Annotated in this window: 14 protein-coding genes; 1 reads left to right on the forward strand and 13 read right to left on the reverse strand. The window is 66.7% G+C overall.

All coding sequences use genetic code 11. The features are described from left to right. The gene (locus RSE14_RS03680) at positions 1-930 is read left to right on the forward strand and encodes a 50S ribosomal protein L11 methyltransferase (protein ID WP_324076807.1); all 930 of its coding nucleotides are present in this window, start codon (positions 1-3) and stop codon (positions 928-930) included. Here RSE14_RS03680 and RSE14_RS03685 read toward each other — a convergent pair. The 13 genes from RSE14_RS03685 to RSE14_RS03745 form a co-directional block, all read right to left on the reverse strand. Then, positions 927-1,427, reverse strand: a complete 501-nt coding sequence (locus tag RSE14_RS03685; RefSeq protein WP_324075891.1) for a CinA family protein — start codon at positions 1,425-1,427, stop codon at positions 927-929. The genes RSE14_RS03680 and RSE14_RS03685 overlap by 4 nt on opposite strands. Next, positions 1,424-2,434 (reverse strand): hypothetical protein, encoded by a 1,011-nt coding sequence (locus tag RSE14_RS03690; protein WP_324075892.1) that lies wholly within the window; start codon positions 2,432-2,434, stop codon positions 1,424-1,426. Before RSE14_RS03690 ends, RSE14_RS03685 begins: the two co-directional genes overlap by 4 nt. Continuing rightward, complete coding sequence (locus tag RSE14_RS03695; protein ID WP_324075893.1) at positions 2,431-3,627, reverse strand: fumarylacetoacetate hydrolase family protein; 1,197 nt, start codon at positions 3,625-3,627, stop codon at positions 2,431-2,433. Before RSE14_RS03695 ends, RSE14_RS03690 begins: the two co-directional genes overlap by 4 nt. Positions 3,628-3,632: 5 nt before the next feature. After that, a complete protein-coding gene (ligA, locus tag RSE14_RS03700) occupies positions 3,633-5,726 on the reverse strand; it encodes an NAD-dependent DNA ligase LigA (protein ID WP_324075894.1) in 2,094 nt (697 codons plus the stop codon). A 13-nt stretch (positions 5,727-5,739) separates the two neighbouring features. Next, a complete protein-coding gene (locus RSE14_RS03705) occupies positions 5,740-6,666 on the reverse strand; it encodes an alpha/beta hydrolase fold domain-containing protein (protein ID WP_324075895.1) in 927 nt (308 codons plus the stop codon). A gap of 62 nt (positions 6,667-6,728) precedes the next feature. After that, entirely contained in the window at positions 6,729-7,640 is a 912-nt protein-coding gene (locus tag RSE14_RS03710) for an alpha/beta hydrolase family protein (protein WP_324075896.1), read from the reverse strand. Beyond that, the gene (locus RSE14_RS03715; RefSeq protein ID WP_324075897.1) at positions 7,633-8,391 is read right to left on the reverse strand and encodes a WYL domain-containing protein; all 759 of its coding nucleotides are present in this window, start codon (positions 8,389-8,391) and stop codon (positions 7,633-7,635) included. The genes RSE14_RS03710 and RSE14_RS03715 overlap by 8 nt, the downstream gene beginning before the upstream one ends. Before the next feature lies 1 nt (position 8,392). Continuing rightward, positions 8,393-10,060 carry a DNA repair protein RecN gene (gene recN, locus RSE14_RS03720; RefSeq protein ID WP_324075898.1) on the reverse strand — a complete coding sequence of 556 codons (1,668 nt, stop codon included), beginning with the start codon at positions 10,058-10,060 and terminating at the stop codon, positions 8,393-8,395. Positions 10,061-10,134: 74 nt separating this feature from the next. Beyond that, entirely contained in the window at positions 10,135-12,549 is a 2,415-nt protein-coding gene (locus RSE14_RS03725; RefSeq protein WP_324075899.1) for a S9 family peptidase, read from the reverse strand. 206 nt (positions 12,550-12,755) lie between these two features. Further along, positions 12,756-13,643 (reverse strand): S8 family serine peptidase, encoded by an 888-nt coding sequence (locus RSE14_RS03730; RefSeq protein ID WP_324075900.1) that lies wholly within the window; start codon positions 13,641-13,643, stop codon positions 12,756-12,758. A gap of 45 nt (positions 13,644-13,688) precedes the next feature. Continuing rightward, positions 13,689-13,868 (reverse strand): hypothetical protein, encoded by a 180-nt coding sequence (locus tag RSE14_RS03735; protein ID WP_324075901.1) that lies wholly within the window; start codon positions 13,866-13,868, stop codon positions 13,689-13,691. A gap of 224 nt (positions 13,869-14,092) precedes the next feature. Then, complete coding sequence (locus RSE14_RS03740; RefSeq protein ID WP_324075902.1) at positions 14,093-15,196, reverse strand: type II secretion system protein GspD; 1,104 nt, start codon at positions 15,194-15,196, stop codon at positions 14,093-14,095. Between the two features lie 57 nt (positions 15,197-15,253). Continuing rightward, positions 15,254-15,664 (reverse strand): hypothetical protein, encoded by a 411-nt coding sequence (locus tag RSE14_RS03745; RefSeq protein ID WP_324075903.1) that lies wholly within the window; start codon positions 15,662-15,664, stop codon positions 15,254-15,256. Between the last annotated feature and the right edge of the window lie 43 nt (positions 15,665-15,707).

Consider the following 15,707-nt stretch of genomic DNA (forward strand, 5'->3'; position numbering starts at 1 on the left):
ATGGCGTCCGCTGACACGACGTGGAAGCTCTCGCTCTACGCCCCCAAGCGCGTCGTCCAGGCGGCGCTGCTCGTGCATGACGAAATCGACGACTGGGATTACGAGCTCGTCATCGCGGGCCGCGAGGTGGCCGAGGACAAGCCCGAGGACTGGGTGCTCGAAGGCTGGTATCCGAGGAAACCCGGCAAGGCCGAGAAAGCCGCGCTTGCCGGACTGTTCGAAGGAAAGGCCCCGCCGGTCACCATCGAGGAACTCGCGCCGCAGGACTGGGTGACGCTGAGCCAGCACAATGTCACCCCGATCCGCGCCGGGCGCTTCCATGTCCACACGCCGGACTATCCGGCTGACCCTGCCGCGATCGACTTCGTGATTCCCGCCAGTCAGGCCTTCGGCACCGGCCAGCACAAGACCACCGCCGGATGCCTCGAAATACTCGACGCGATGAAGGCGAGCGGCGTGGTCGCCCGCAACATCGCCGATATCGGCACGGGCACGGGGCTTTTGGGCTTTGCGGCGCTGGCCCTGTGGCCGCGCGCGCTGCTCACCCTCACCGATATCGATCCGGTCTGCGTGCCGGTGGTCGAAGAGAATGCCGCCACCAACGGCGTGATGATGGGCGCTGCGCCGGGCGAAGCGGTGATGATCGTGGCCGACGGGATGGACGATCCGCTGCTTCAGGTGCGCGGGCCTTACGATCTCCTCATCGCCAACATCCTTGCAGGCCCGCTGGTGGAACTCGCGCCCGATTTCGCCCGCGCCGTATCGCCGGGCCGTAGCCTGCTGCTCGCCGGACTGCTGGCAGGCGATCAGGAAGCCGCCGTCAGGCGCGCCATGGGCCTTGCCGGTTTCCGCATGGCCGCAAGGCTCCAGCGCGGCGACTGGGCGATCCTGTGGCTCAGGCGGCGGCGCGACTGGCGGCGGGTGCGCTAGGCCGAGAGAGCATCCTCCAGCAGCGCGAGGGCATTGCGGGTGAAGGCGGCCATATTGGCGATGCGATTGTCGGAACCGGTTTCAAGGAGGCGCGTGTGCTCCTCGCCCGCCGGGCCTGCCAGTGCGGCAACAGAGCGCCCCGCAGGCGCCCCGCTCGGGTGCGTTGATCCGCCGACCGAACCGCTCTCCGCCAGCCCCCATTCCGCGCCGAAATTGGCAGCGATGGCGCGGGCTTGCAGCAGGGCGTATTCCTCGGTCGCCCCGCGCATCCCCTTGTAGGCCTCGCGCGGCAGAGCGAAGAGCACATCGCGCCCGCGCAGGGAATAGACCACGCCCCCGCCCACGAAGAAATCGAGCGCGCCGGGAACCGTGAGCAAGGTGGCCGCAATGAGCCCCCCCGTCGCCCCGTCGGCCACAGCCACCTTCTCTCCGCGAGCGCGCAGCAGCGCGGCAATGCGCAGCGCCTGGGGATGGAGTTCGGCGAGGAGGTCGCTCATGGCGTGATCCGCCGCAGGGTCAGAACTTCGCCCCCCACTGCGCTTCCTGCGCTGGTGACGACACTGGTCACACGCGCGGTTCTGGCGTTGACCGGCAGGCCCGTGAGGGGATCGAAGGCGATCTCCACCTCGTCGGTGATCTGCAAGGATTCGATCGTCTCTTCGCCGGCCGCCGCACGGCCACTGCCCGCCCCTGCTGTCCGCATCATCCCGATCATCGCGAGCGTTGCCGCGCGCATCGCTTGAGGATCGAAGCGCGCCGTCTGGATCAGGCGCAAATGGCCCTCGGCGGTACGGGTCACCACGCCCTGCATCGTGGCAGGAACCGCGCCGGGGAGCAGCCCGCCGGTCACCTCGGTGTCCACTTCGACAGGCTCGCCCAGCACGAATTCTCCGCCGCCATAACCGAGCAAGGCTGGCCAGCCGCGGATCATCAGCGCAGGCCCTTCCTCCGCAGAGGCGTTGATGATCGGATCGAGCAAGCGCTGCATTGCCGCCAGCGCAGCCTCATCCAGTGGCGCGCCCGAAAGCGCCGCCGCTGCCTCGGGCATGGAGCGCAGGCCCGCCCGCATCGCCTCCCAGTCGCGCATCCGCACCATTTCGCCCGAGGAATCGAGCTCGACCGCCATCGGCAGGAGATAGATCCGCAGCGCCGGCGGCACGGCATCGAGCACCCGCTTGTCGGCCAGTTCGAACCGCCGCCCGCCGCTCGCAAAGGACAGGGTTTCGAGCCGCATCAGATAGCCGCTGCCGAGCCGCTCGAAGGTCAGCCGCTGCTCGAATTCGATCACACTGTCGCCGCTGGGACGTTTGCGTTCAAAACGCAGGGCGTAGGTGACAGGCGTGCCGAGCGGAGGGGCAAAGGGGATGACCACCGCTTCCTCGGCGACGGAGGCAGGCGGCGCTTCGCTCTGCGCCATCGCCGGGGCAGGCAAGCCAAGCAGCAAGGCCGCGCCAAGCGCAGGCGCGAGCCAGCGGGGGGCGCGTTCGGCAAAGCGGCCGCTCATGGCACGGTGACCTCCACGAGCATGTCGCCAAGCCGGTTCGATCCGTGGCGCACGCGGTCGCCCGGCTGGAGGAAATGTCCGCTCTCCAGCTCGTTGGCGAGAAATTCGCGCTTCACCATGTCGATCAGTCCGGCCCCCGAAAGCGGCCCGCCGGCCCGTCCGTAGGCGAGCAGTCCCTCGATCATGTCGGCGCGGGTGGGCGGTGTGAAGATCACCCCTTCCGACGTGCCCGACATCAAGGTCATGTCCCGGGTGATCCGCCCTTGCGGCGCAAGCGGGTAGAAGCCGCCGCGATAGAGAAAGCGCGGGCGCTGCATGTCACCCAGCGCCTTTGCAACAAGCGCGCGGAAATCCATCACCATCTCGCCCCCGCGCGCGTCCTGCCGCCGCTCGCCATTGACCTCGGTGGTCATGCGCGCATCGGCGACAAACCGCTTCCAGTCGCGCGGCACCACGAGGAAGGGGCCGGAGGGGAATTGGCCGGGGCCGCTCTTGGCATCGGAAAAGCCGGTGCCCGAATCGAGATTGTCCGGATCGGCCAACGCCACCAGCGCGTTGCGGTTGGTGAAATCGCCGCACAGGAACACGCCCTTTGTGGCCGCGTCGAAATCGGCGAGGCTGGCGATGTCGCGGTCGAAGCGCATGCACAATTCGACTTCGTAATCGAGCAGGATGCCCGGCCGCGCCGCGATCCGGGTACGGGCGGGCGTGGCGGTGCCGAACTTGGGAAACTGGAACACCGCGCCGCTGCTGGCCTCGGCGGCGTGCTCGGGGAAATTGGTGCCGGTGCCGATATGGATCGTGCCGGAGGGCGCGGACGGGAGCAGCGCTTCGTATGTGAGGCGGATGCGCGGGCTGGCTGGCAGCGCGGCGGCGGCATCCGGCAGGCGGGGGAGCCTGGCCAGATCGCGCAGCGGATCGCCGGTCGTCGCAGCACCCAGCGCCGCGAGCGGGATGCCTGTTACGCCGCTCGCGTCAAAGCCGGTGACCAGCAGCGTTGCCGGCTGTCCGTCATCCCCGCGATAGAGCGCCAGGGTCACCGCCTCCGCCAGCGGCGCCAGCTGCGGATCGAGGGCTGCATCTTCGAAACTGGCGGGATTGCCCCTGGGATCGGGCGAGGTTGCCCAGGCGGCGGCAAGGCCGATCGCAGCGATCAGCGCCAGCACTGCCAACCCCTGTGCGAGCCTGCGCATGCCGCTCATCCTCCGTCGCCGCCCCCGGAACTGCCCAGTGCTTCGGCCACAATCGCCGCCCAGCCGGCCTCGTCCATGGTCTCGATGCCGAGTTCGGCCGCCTTCTTGAGCTTCGATCCCGCGCCCGGCCCGGCGACCAGCAGATCGGTTTTCGCGCTGACGGAGCCGGCTGCCTTCGCGCCCAGCCGTTCGGCCTGCGCCTTGGCCTCGTCGCGGCTCATGGTCTCCAGCTTGCCGGTGAAGACCACGGTCTTGCCGGCGACGCGGCTGGCGATCGTCTCGACCTCGTAGCGCGGCGGGGTGACTTCGGCGAGCAGCGCATCCCACACCGCGACATTGTGGGGCTCGTGGAAGAAATCGCCCAGCGCCTCGACCACGCTCGGACCGATGCCGTCGATCGCGGTGATCTCGGCTGCGGCCTCGTCGTCGCCTTCATGGGCACGCTCGGCCAGCGCCCGCAGCGCAGGCAATTCGTGGACATGCTTCATCAGATCGCGCGCGGTCACCTCGCCCACGTGGCGGATGCCGAGCGCGAACAGCAGCCGCGCCGCGTCAGGCGCACACTTGGCCTCGATTGCGGCCAGCAGGTTGTCGACCGACTTTTCCTGCCAGCCCTCCAGCGCCAGAATTGCGCTGCGGCGGGCGCGCAGGCGGAAGATATCGGCGGGGCTTTCGAGCCAGCCCAAGGCAAAGAACTGCGCGATGGTTTTCTCGCCCAGCCCTTCGATATCGAGCGCCTTGCGGCTGACGAAATGCTCCAGCCGCTGGGTGCGCTGGGCCGGGCAGATGAGGCCGCCGGTGCAGCGCACATCGACCTCGCCCTCCTCTGCCACGGCCTCGGACTGGCATTCGGGGCAGTGATCGGGGAACGGGAAAGCGGGGCGCGTCTCCTCCCGCGTGAGGTTCTCGACCACCTGCGGGATAACATCGCCCGCGCGCTGGATCACCACGCGGTCGCCGACGCGAAGGCCGAGCCGCGCGATCTCGTCGCGGTTGTGGAGCGTGACATTGGTGACAGTCACCCCGCCCACCAGCACCGGCGCCAAGCGGCCCACCGGCGTCAGCTTGCCGGTGCGCCCGACCTGTATGTCGATGCCCTGCACCACGGTCTCGGCGCGCTCGGCCGGGAACTTGTGCGCCAGCGCCCAGCGCGGAGCCTTGGCGACGAAGCCGAGGCGCTCCTGCCAGTCGAGCCGGGCAAGCTTGTAGACCACCCCGTCGATATCATAGGCAAGGCCCGGCCGCGCGCGTCCGATGGCATCGAAATGGGCGACCAGTTCGTCCGCCCCGCCCACCACGCGGGTGAAGTGCGGCGAGACCGGAAAGCCCCACTCCCGCAGGGCCGTGACGACCTCGCTTTGGGTCTTTCCGGGAAGCTGCGAAACCGCGCCCCAGCCATGCGCCCAGAAGCGCAAGGGGCGCTTGGCCGTGACCTTCGCATCCTTCTGCCTGAGGCTTCCGGCAGCGGCATTGCGCGGATTGGCAAACACCTTTTCGCCGGCTTCATGCTGCGCAGCATTGAGTGCGGTAAAGGCCTGTTTTTCCATATAGACCTCGCCGCGCACCTCGAAGATAGCGGGCACGTCTGCGGGCAGGGTTTGCGGGATATCGGGAATATGCGCGACATTCGCCGTCACGTCCTCGCCCACCTGTCCATCACCCCGCGTCGCGGCGCGCACCAGCACGCCATTCTCGTAACGCAGAGAGCAGGACAGCCCGTCGATCTTGTCCTCGGCGGTGAGCGCCAGCGGCTCGCTGTCGGGCAGGTTCAAAAAGCGCCGCATCCGCGCCAGCCACTCGCCCACTTCCTCGGGCGAAAAGGCATTGTCGAGGCTCATCATGCGAACCTCGTGGGTCACCTTGCCCAAGGGCGAGGCGGCGATCTGGTGGCCGACCTTTTGCGTCGGCGAATCCGGCCTCACCAGATGCGGGAAAGCCGCTTCCAGTTCGGCATTGCGCCGCACCAGCGCGTCATATTCGGCGTCGGAGATCTCCGGCGAATCCTCGGCGTGATAGAGCCGGTCGTGCTTGGCGATGGCGCGGGCAAGGCGCATCAATTCATTGGCGGCATCCGCCTCGGACATTCCTTCGGTGCTCATGCCGATCGCTATTTCAGCGACCGCCTGCAATCGCAAGCAGCGCCGGACCGATGGCGGCAAAATCCTTTGTGCCCGGCACAAGCAGGTTGAAGTGCTGGTTCTGGTCGATGGTGATCACCTCGACTGCGATGCCCTTGGCCTTGAGCCCCGCGATCACCGCCGGATCGGGATCGGGCAGCGCGCCGTGGACCACCAGCAGCTTCTTCACCAGCGGCGTATTGGCGAGCGGATCGAGCATAGCATAGCGCGCAGGCACATCGGCAGGCGTGCCGCCCACCAGCGGTGCGACCACCGGCTGGCCGCAGATCATCGCGTCCATGCCGACAAGATCGCGCAGCCGCATCGGCCCGTCGAGCACCACCGCCGCCTGCACCGCCGGAAGCCCGGCCTTGAGCACGGCGTCACCCTTGTCCCCCGTCGGCAGCCACATCACCGGGGTCGTCCCCGCCGAGTGGCCCATCACGGTGATGCGCTTCAGATCGATCGGGTAGGTCTTGGCGAGGGTGTTCACATAGCCCAGGCCCTGCGCCCAGTCGGCAAAGGTGTTGGGCCACCCGCCGTCGGAGCCGAGTTCGCGGTAGGACGGCGTCCACACCGCCACGCCGTTCTTCGCAAGGAAGCTCGCGAGCGCAGCAACATTGGCGGTGCCGCCCATCCCCACCCAGCAGCCGCCATGCCAGATCACCGCGAGCGGGAAAGGCCCTTTGCCATTGGGCATCCTGAGTTCGCCATATTGCCGCTCGGAGGCAGAGCCATAGGCGATCTTTGCGGTCGCCGGATCGGACGGGACGGCGTTGACCGAGAAAGGATCATAGTCCTTGCTGTCGGTCACCGCGAAACGCGCATCCGGCCCGGTTGGCGCGCTGGCGACGGGTTCTCCCCCGGCACAGGCGGTGAGGGCAAAATCGATAGCGAGCGTGGCAGCGGCAGCATGTTTCATGGCAATGATTCCCCTCAGTTTCCGGCAGCATAGCGCGGGGCGGTACTGGTGCAAAACCCGCTTCAGGGTGCACCCTTGAGCACCGCCAGCATCGCCGCTTCGTTGGCGGTGTAGACCGGATTGCCCGGCGTGATGATGGCGAAGTGGCTTTGGCCGACATTCTCGCGCACGTTCACCTTGGCACCCGCTTTCCCGAGCGCGCTTTGCGTTGCGGCGGAAGGCGCGTGGAGCTTGGCCTGCACGAACAGCACCTCCTCAAGGCGCGGCGCATGGGCGGCGGGAGAGATCGCGCCGTAAAGCTGCGGCGCGGCGGCGGGCGCGGCGCCCATGAAGGGCTGGACCGCGGAGAACTGGCACAGGGCATCAAAGGCAGGCTGCTCGGGCCCGACATCGCCCGGCCCGTCGAGCACGATCGCCGCACGCGCCTTCACCCCCTTGCGCTTGCCGACGGGGCCATCCTTGCCGGAATCGCTCGCCAGCCACACTGCGGGCAAGCCCCCCGCCGAATGGCCCACCAGCGTCACGCGCTTGCGGTCAATCGGATGCTTGGCCGCAACCTCCTCGATCAGCTTGGCCGACGCGGCCCAGTCAGTGAAGGATCCCGGCCAGCCGCCCCCGTCGCCAACTTCACGGTAATCGACATTGAGGGTGGCGATGCCCTGCTGCTGCCAGCGGGTCGCGAGCGGGGCCATGTAGGCTTGCGAGGCGATGCCGGTCTTCCAGCACCCGCCATGATAGATAACCGCGAGCGGGAACGGGCCTGTACCTTCGGGCAGCCGCAGCTCGGCAAACCCGCGCTGGTGGGTGGCATAGCGCAGCACCGCATCCGGCTCGGACGCGCCGAGATTGGCGTCGGTGCCGTAGGTGGCGTTGTTGGGCTTGGCGATCAGGTCAGCCTCCTCGGGCGCGGGGGTGGCAGGCGTGCAGGCAGCAGCGGCGGCGAGCAGGAGGATGGGGAGGAGACGATTATACATCGGAAAAGAAATCAGCGATCTCGACGGACCAATACGCTTCCGTTTGGTGGATCACGCCGTCAGCTTGGATCAGAAGATTTGCGTGTCGCGCGAATATGTCCGCCAACACAGCATCTTCCTTGAACCGATGCATGGCGACCCAGAACGTCTCTCCATCAGGTGCAAGTCTGTCTGCGTATCGGAGCAAATCATCGAAGTCAGGATCGCCCAGAATTTCCAGCCTGAGCCAGAAGCTGGTCAAAGCCTTCTCAAGGCTTTCACGCTCCGCAAAGTGAAAATCCTTGTCGCAACGCGCAATGAAAATCAACGCGTTAAGCATTGCAATCAGATCAGCACGACGGCCAACTGAAAGCCCCCAAGACAGTCCCGAGCTTGATGTCTCATCAGGCTGGAAATTGGCAAAGAATGCTTGCGCGGGGCTAAGAGACTCTCCGGTAGTTGCATCAAAAATGTCGGTGATCCGGTCAATTCGAAATGACCGAGGCGATTTTCGGTGATGGCAATAGGCGTTAAGATAATCCTTGCCGGCGCGAACAGAAATTTTCCGACAAGTGATAAGGCGTTGGGATACATTGCCCTTGGCATCTAAGTATTCGATTACAACACTTAACCCACCTACATTCTCGATGTCTTCGAGAGGTTCAAGATGCTGATCATCTTCATCGAACTCGGGAACATCGAGACCAACTTCTGAAAATCGGGTATGTAGCCGCGGCCTAACTGCGCGCGATATCATCTCACGTAGTTTCATATCACACCCCCTCCAGCAGCCGGTCCGCCTGCGCCCTCGCCTCAGGCGTCACTTCTGCGCCCGAGAGCATCCGCGCGATCTCTTCCTGCCTGCCAGCGCTGTCGAGCAGCACCACGCTCGTCTTCGTCACCATGCCGCTGGAGGCCTTGGCGATCATGTAGTGCTGGCCGCCGCGCGCCGCGACCTGCGGCGAGTGGGTGACCGCCAGCAGCTGGCCCTCGTTCGCCGCCAGCCGCGCCAGACGCTCGCCGATGGCCGAGGCCACCGCCCCGCCCACGCCGCGGTCGATCTCGTCGAAGATGATCGTGGCCGCCCCGCCCTTCTCCGCCAGCGCGACCTTCAACGCGAGAATGAAGCGCGAGAGTTCACCGCCGGACGCGATCTTGTTCAAGGGCGCGAAGTCAGCCCCCGGGTTGGTCGAGATCAGGAACTCGACCGCATCCATGCCATGCGCGCCCCAGCGTTCCTCGGGCAGCAAAGTGACAGAGGTGCGGAACTTCGCGGCATCGAGCTTCAGCGGCGCAAGCTCCGCCGCCACCGCCGCATCGAGCTTGCCCGCCGCCGCCGTTCGCGCCGCATGGGCCTTCTCCGCCGCCGTCACATAGGCGCTGCGGGCTTCCTTCGCGGCGGCTTCGAGCGCATCCAGCTGCGCCTCCCCGCCCTCGATCGCATCGAGGCGCGCGCGCATGGTGCGTGCAAGGTCAGGCAGATCATCGACCTCGCAGCGATGCTTGCGGGCGGCCGCGCGCAGATCGAACAGGCGGGTTTCGGCGCGCTCCAGTTCCATCGGATCATGCACCAGCGCCTCGGCGGCCTTGGCGAGCTTGTCCTCCGCCTCGCTCGCTTCGATCACCGCGCGGTCCAGCGCGGCGAGCGCCTCGGCCAGCAACGGGTGCTGTTCGGCAATCCGGTCAAGCTTGCGCGCAGCGACGCGCAGCGCGGCGAGCGACGAATCCGAACCCTCCCACAGGTGGCGCAGATCTTCGAGATCGCCCGAGAGCTTCTCGCCCTTCTGCATATCGGCGCGGGTCAGCGCGAGGCGTTCCTCCTCGCCTGCGACCGGCTCCAGCGCGGTAAGTTCGGCGAGGTGCGCGATCAGCAGGTCCTGATCGGCCTTGGCCTGTTCCACGCTGGCGCGCGCTTCGGACAGCTGGGCTTCGGCCCGCGCCCAATCGGCAAAGGCGCGTTCGAGCCCCGCCACATCGGTCCCTGCATAGCGATCCAGCAGGGCGCGATGCCCGCGCGGGTTCACAAGGCCGCGATCATCATGCTGGCCATGGAGTTCGACCAGCGCCGGGGCAAGCTCGCGCAGCAGGGCGACGCTCGCGGGCTGATCATTGATGAAGGCCTTGGAGCCGCCGTCCGCCTTCACCTGCCGCCGGATCAGCAGCGGCTCGCCCGGTTCGAGCGTGATCTCCGCATCATCGAGCGCGGCGGCAATAGCAGCGGGGAGCGCGGCAAATTCGAAAGCGGCGGTGACGGAGGCTTTCTCTTCCCCGGCCCGCACCAGCGAGGTCTCGGCACGATCCCCCAGCACAAGGCCGAGCGCATCGAGCAGGATCGACTTGCCCGCCCCTGTCTCCCCCGTCAGCACGCCCAGCCCGCGCGCGAAATCGAGGTCGAGCGCTTCGATAAGGACGATGTTGCGGATCGAGAGGCGGGTCAGCATCGGCGGAACAGATAGCGCACACCTGCCCGCGCGTCACCTGCGCAACACGCACCAATCCCCAAGGCTCGCCCCCGCTATTCTCCCTTGGGAGCTGGCGCGTTCTTCACGTGGAGATCGAACCAGTCGATCATCTCGGCCAGCGTGTGGAGCACCGATTCCCGCCCGCGATAGCCGTGGTCCTCGTGCGGCAGCATCACCAGCCGCGCCGTGCCGCCGGTGCCCTTGACCGCCGCGAACATCCGCTCCGACTGCTCGGGGAAAGTGCCCTGATTGCTGTCGTTCTGCCCGTGGATGAACAGCACCGGTTCCTTGATCTTGTCGGCCACCATGAAGGGGCTGAGGCGGTAATAGGTCTCGGGCGTATCCCAGAACACCCGCCGTTCGGACTGGAAGCCGAAGGGGGTGAGCGTGCGGTTATAGGCGCCCGAACGGGCAATCCCGGCGCGGAACAGATCGCTGTGCGCGAGCAGGTGCCCGGTCATGAAGGCGCCGTAGCTGTGCCCGCCCACGCCCACACGCTCCCCGTCGCCAAAGCCGCGCGCGACGGTGAAATCGATCGCCGCCTTTGCGCTCGACACCACCTGTTCGATGAAGCTGTCATTGACCGTTTCAGGGTCCGCGCCGACCACCGGCATGGCGGCATTGTCGAGCACGGCATAGCCCTGCGTCAGGAAGAACAGCGGCGAATATCCCCCGACGCGGGTGAAGCGCCACGGGCTGTCGCGGTTCTGACCGGCGGTCGCCGCGTCGCTATATTCCATCGGATAGGCCCAGACGACCACCGGCAGCTTGTCCCCCGGCTTGTAGCTGGCGGGCAGATAAAGCGTCGCAGTGAGATCGACCCCGTCGGCGCGCTTGTAGGTCACCAGCTCGCGCTTGATCCCGGTCAGTTCGGGGTGCGGATCGGGGAAATTGGTGAGGAACCGCGCATTGCTGCCTGCCTGATGCAGACGGAAATTGCCCGGATTGCTGGGGCTTTCGTAGGAGGTGACAAAGGCGCTGCCGTCCTCGGCCAGCACATCGACCACGCTTTCGAACTGCTCGCCCGCATTGCGCCACAGCTCCTCGGTGGCGAGCGTGGCGAGATCGAAGCGGCGCAGGAACGGGCGAAAGCCTTGCGGCGTCGCGCCAAGGCCGGACAGCAGCAGCTTGCCATCCTTCATCCGCGCCACGCGGGTGCCGCGATCGGTCCAGGTCATCAGCGGGCTGCCAGGGTTGTTATAGGCGTCCTGCGCATTGCGGATGCCGATCTGGCGCGGCGCATTGGTGCCGGTGACATCGACCAGCGTCTGGCGGATCTCGCGCGTGTCGCGGTCATAATCATAGGCGATGAGATCGTCCGATCCCTCGATCCCTATCACGCCCGAAGTGCGGTCCTCCATCCGGGCGAGCACCCGGGCCTCACCGCTGAAGGGGGCCGCGAGCGCGAGCAGATGGTCGCGGACCGCCGTCTTGGTGCGGGGGTTGCCGCCATCCTGCGCCTCGACCCACATCAACAGCGCATCCGCGTTCGGGTGCCACTGGATTTCGCGGCGCCCGGTCGGCACGCCGTCTACCGGCAGGCTATCGGCGAGCGGCTGGGCGGCGATGGTCTCCACCAGCTTGCCGTCACGGGTATAGACCGCGCTGGTGAGCGGGAAGCGCGACCACGGCACCTGATAGGAGAACGGCTTTTCGAGCCACTCCATCAGCAGATATTTGCCATCGGGCGAAGGCGTGACCGAGGTGTAGATGCGCGCAGGCCCGATGGCGCGCTTGCTCTTCCCGTCGGCGGACAGGATCACCGGCTGCGAAGTGGCGAGCCATTCGAACATGGCCTCGTCATGCGGGTTTTCGAGCAGATCCTGATAGGTGCGGTTCTGGGCCTGCTTGCCGCCGGTCGCAACCTGGATCGCCGGCCCGCGCGGGGTGAGCGATTCCACCGGCATCGGCCCGCGTGCCTCGGGGATGGTGAGCACCAGCAGCGATCCGTCGGCGAGCCATTCGGGCGACTGGAAGATCGGATTGACCCCGCCGCTCATCACCTTGCGCGCCGTCGCCTTGGCCGTGTCGAGCACGTAGAGATCGACCCCGTCGGTGCGGGTGTTGGCGAACACCACCTTGGAACCGTCGGTCGTCCAGGCAAAGCGCGACAGATCGGCACCGGCGGGCAGCGTGACCTTGCGGGTCTCGCCGCTGGCGATGGTCTGCAAGCTGAGCCCGACCGCCGCGCGGGTGCGGTGGCGATCATTGGTCGCCGCATCGAGGCGCAGGCCGGCGAGTTTCTCCATCGGCTTGGCAAGATCGGCGACGGGCGGCAGCGCCTCGCGCTCGATCAGCAGCAACAGGTCACCCCCCGGCGAGACCGAAACGCTCGGGCTCGGCGCGCGGGTGACGATGTCGGCCACGGCCGCGGGCGGCGTGCGATAGCCGTCCTCCTGCGCGGCCGCCATCGCGGAGAAGCTGACACAAGCTGCGAAGGCGGCGGCAAGGCGCATGGATCGGCGCATGAAGAAACGTCCCCTATGTATTGCAAGCGAGCGGATTCGCGCGCGCTCCTCCCTTAGGTAGCGCAGCGAAAGGGGGACAAAAACCCCCCGCCACCCCGCTGCCGTGGAAGGACAAAAGAAGGGACAGCGCGCGGCCGGCCTGCCCAAAGCAAACGGGGGCCCGGCGCGAACCGGACCCCCGTCTGCAAATCCATCAGCCGGGCTGGTTAGGGCACGACACCGATCGTGTCGGCGTTGCCGTCCGGATCGCCGTTGACCCGGCCGCCATTGCCCGGTGCGCCCTGCAGCAGGATGCCGGCAAAGTGCGGCGCTGCCATCGAAGTGCCCGAGATGGTGTTGTAGCCGCTGCCGATCCAGGTCGACTTGATCGCCGAACCCGGCTCGGCGAAATCGACCGGCGGGTTGCCGAAGTTCGAGAAGCTCGACCAGTTGTCGCCGACCGCGAAGGACGAGATCGTGTAGATGTTCGGCCCATTGGCACGCGCGGGCGAGGAATTGGCCGCATTCTGCGATTCATTGCCCGCCGCCAGCACGAAGCGCACGCCGCCTGCCGAGGCAGCGATCACCGCATTGTCGAGCGTGGTGCTGATCCCGCCGCCAAGGCTCATGTTGGCAACGTCACCGGGACGGCCGAACTGCGCGACGTAATCCACGCCGGCAATCACGCCCGAGGTCGAGCCCGAACCGCGACGATCAAGCACACGCACCGAAACCACCGGCGCGCCGGGGGCAACGCCGATCACGCCGATGGTGTTGTCGATTGCCGCAATCGTGCCGGCGACATGGGTGCCATGGCCGTTCTGGTCGCTGGCGTCCCCGCTGCCGGTGAAGTTGCGCGAGCGCACGGTATCGACATTGAGATCGGGGTGATTGAGCTGGACACCGCTGTCGATCACCCATGCGGTGGCGAAAGTTCCGGGCCGGCCGCCATTGACCCGCGCCACGCCCCAAGGGGTCTGCTGCGCCGGCTGAGTGGTGGTGCCGCCACCGCCGGGCTTGCGCTGGATCACGGTCATCACCTGATCCTGTTCGCAATAGGAGATGTTCGGATTGTTGGCCTGCATATTGGCGATCGCCTGCGGTGCGGCATTCACGGCAAAGCCGCGAATCGCAACGCTGTAGACGTGGCGCAGCTGGCCCTACGCGGCTTGCGCCGAACGCTGGGCTTCGGCCATGGCATTGCCGCGCGACACTTTGTTGGCATCAAACACGCAGATATAGCTGCCCGGGATCTTGTCCCCCGCCTGCTGCGCCTGAACGGGCGCGGCCAGCGCGATCATCGGCAGCGCGGCAATCGCGGCCAGGGCTTTCATCTTCATCTGTGATCTCTCCAATATTAAGCCCCCGATCACATCCCCCCTCGGGATCGCGACCGATCGGAGGAAGCTATCATGACACATCCGATTGTCGATAGAAAAATTGTCATAAACTCGGTTAACTAACTTGTATTATTTGGGATTTTTGGCGGCGCGAGGCCGCGCCGCCGCTGGCAGGGCGCGGGGCCGCATGGCTTCGGAACGGATCGCGCCCCGGCGCGCGCAGGCTACCCGGCCGGAACCTCCGGCGCGCTCTGCGCTTCGGCGTCTTCGGCCGCTTCGGTCTCGAACCGGCGGTGCCGCACGATCCGCGGCGTGATGACGATATAGAGCTCGGTCTTGGAGGTGCTGGAGCGTTCGTTGCGGAACAGCGCGCCCATCAGCGGGATATCGCCGAGCAGCGGCACCTTGGACTTGGTGGTGAGCACGTTTTCCTGGGTCAGCCCGCCGATCACGAAAGTCTCGCCGTCACGCACCGAAGCGCTGGTTTCGGCCTCGCGCTGGCTGATGGTGGGGAAGCCTTGCGAAAAGCCGGTGACACTGGAGACCACGCCGTAGATCTTGGAGGTGATGTAGCCGTCGCTGCTCACCCGCGGGGCGATCTGCAAGGTCACGCCGACATTCACATATTGCACCTGCTGCGACACGCCGTTGACGCCGGAGAGCTGGATCGAGGTGAGGATCGGCAGGGCATCGCCGGTGATGATCTTGGCGGTCGATCCGCTCTGCGCGGCGATCCGCGGGCGCGAGACGATCCGCCCCTCGCCCTTCTGGATCTGGGCGAGGATCGCCGCCTGCAACTGGCCCGAGGGCAGGATATCGGTGGGATTGATGCCGAAGGGCAGGAAGGAGCCGGTCGAGACATCGCCCACGGCCAGCTGGCCGTTCTGGTTGTTGTAATCGATCCCCAGATTGCGGGCGCCGGTCTCGCTCAGTTCGACGAACTGGGTTTCGAGGATGACGCTGTCGACCGGCACGTCGATCAGGGCAATCTGGCGCTTCACCAGCTCGATGCGCTCGGGCGTGCCGGTCACCCAGATGGCATTGAGGCGGCGGTCAATAGCAAGGCCGTTGCCGAAGTTCTGCCCGAGCGGGGCCTGTTCGGCATTGGTCTGGGGGGTCGCGGCGATGAAGGCGCCCTGCTGGTTGTTGGCGGGCGATCCGAAGCCCGGCTCGCGCCGGATGAAGACATCGTTGGGGGCGATCTCCAGCCCTTCGGCGAGCAGGCCGACGACTTCGGAGACATCGGCATATTTGAGGAAGATCATCTCGTAGGCATCGCCCGGCGCAAAGGCATCGACCGGGGAGCGCGCAAGTTGCTGCTGGGGCACCACGTTCTCGCCGGTCGAGCCGATCGGGCGGACGCCGAGGGTCTCGTCGCCCGGGGCCTATTCGATGCGCACCTGGAGGGAATTGTTCCCCACCTTCTCGGCCTTGATCGATGCGGGCCGCGCGGTGTCGAAGCGCAGCACCAGGCTGCTGCCCTCGCCCACGAACAGCAGCGCGCGGACGAGGCCGCGGAAGCTCTGGCGGTCGGGCACGCGTCCGGTCTTGAGCGAGGTCGCCATCACCAGTTCGGGCCGGGTGGGGTTGCGCTCGACCACGGCATAGCGCGGCTCGGCAGGGGAAAAGCGCAAGATGAAGGTGGCGGCGTTATCGTCGGCGGTGACGAGGCGCATCTCTTCGAGCACCGAGGGCACAAGCAGCTGCGACTGCGCCTGCGCCGCGCCGGGCACGAGCGCAAAGGCCAGCAGCGCAGCGAAGGCGAACCAGGCCCGTTTCAGGATAAAGTGCTGCAACCCCTGCCCCCGCGCCGGTGCGAATGCCGGCTTTGATGGTCGA

Origin of the sequence: Erythrobacter sp., assembly GCF_035194505.1 — a bacterium.
Classification (GTDB): Bacteria; Pseudomonadota; Alphaproteobacteria; order Sphingomonadales; family Sphingomonadaceae; genus Erythrobacter.

What these genes read in the sequence shown, in the direction of transcription:
- RSE14_RS03680 (WP_324076807.1), top strand. Translation starts at nt 1, where the DNA reads ATGGCGTCCGCTGACACGACGTGGAAGCTCTCGCTCTACGCCCCCAAG.
- RSE14_RS03685 (WP_324075891.1), bottom strand. Translation starts at nt 1,427, where the DNA reads ATGAGCGACCTCCTCGCCGAACTCCATCCCCAGGCGCTGCGCATTGCC.
- RSE14_RS03690 (WP_324075892.1), bottom strand. Translation starts at nt 2,434, where the DNA reads ATGAGCGGCCGCTTTGCCGAACGCGCCCCCCGCTGGCTCGCGCCTGCG.
- RSE14_RS03695 (WP_324075893.1), bottom strand. Translation starts at nt 3,627, where the DNA reads ATGCGCAGGCTCGCACAGGGGTTGGCAGTGCTGGCGCTGATCGCTGCG.
- ligA (WP_324075894.1), bottom strand. Translation starts at nt 5,726, where the DNA reads ATGAGCACCGAAGGAATGTCCGAGGCGGATGCCGCCAATGAATTGATG.
- RSE14_RS03705 (WP_324075895.1), bottom strand. Translation starts at nt 6,666, where the DNA reads ATGAAACATGCTGCCGCTGCCACGCTCGCTATCGATTTTGCCCTCACC.
- RSE14_RS03710 (WP_324075896.1), bottom strand. Translation starts at nt 7,640, where the DNA reads ATGTATAATCGTCTCCTCCCCATCCTCCTGCTCGCCGCCGCTGCTGCC.
- RSE14_RS03715 (WP_324075897.1), bottom strand. Translation starts at nt 8,391, where the DNA reads ATGAAACTACGTGAGATGATATCGCGCGCAGTTAGGCCGCGGCTACAT.
- recN (WP_324075898.1), bottom strand. Translation starts at nt 10,060, where the DNA reads ATGCTGACCCGCCTCTCGATCCGCAACATCGTCCTTATCGAAGCGCTC.
- RSE14_RS03725 (WP_324075899.1), bottom strand. Translation starts at nt 12,549, where the DNA reads ATGCGCCGATCCATGCGCCTTGCCGCCGCCTTCGCAGCTTGTGTCAGC.
- RSE14_RS03735 (WP_324075901.1), bottom strand. Translation starts at nt 13,868, where the DNA reads ATGAAGATGAAAGCCCTGGCCGCGATTGCCGCGCTGCCGATGATCGCG.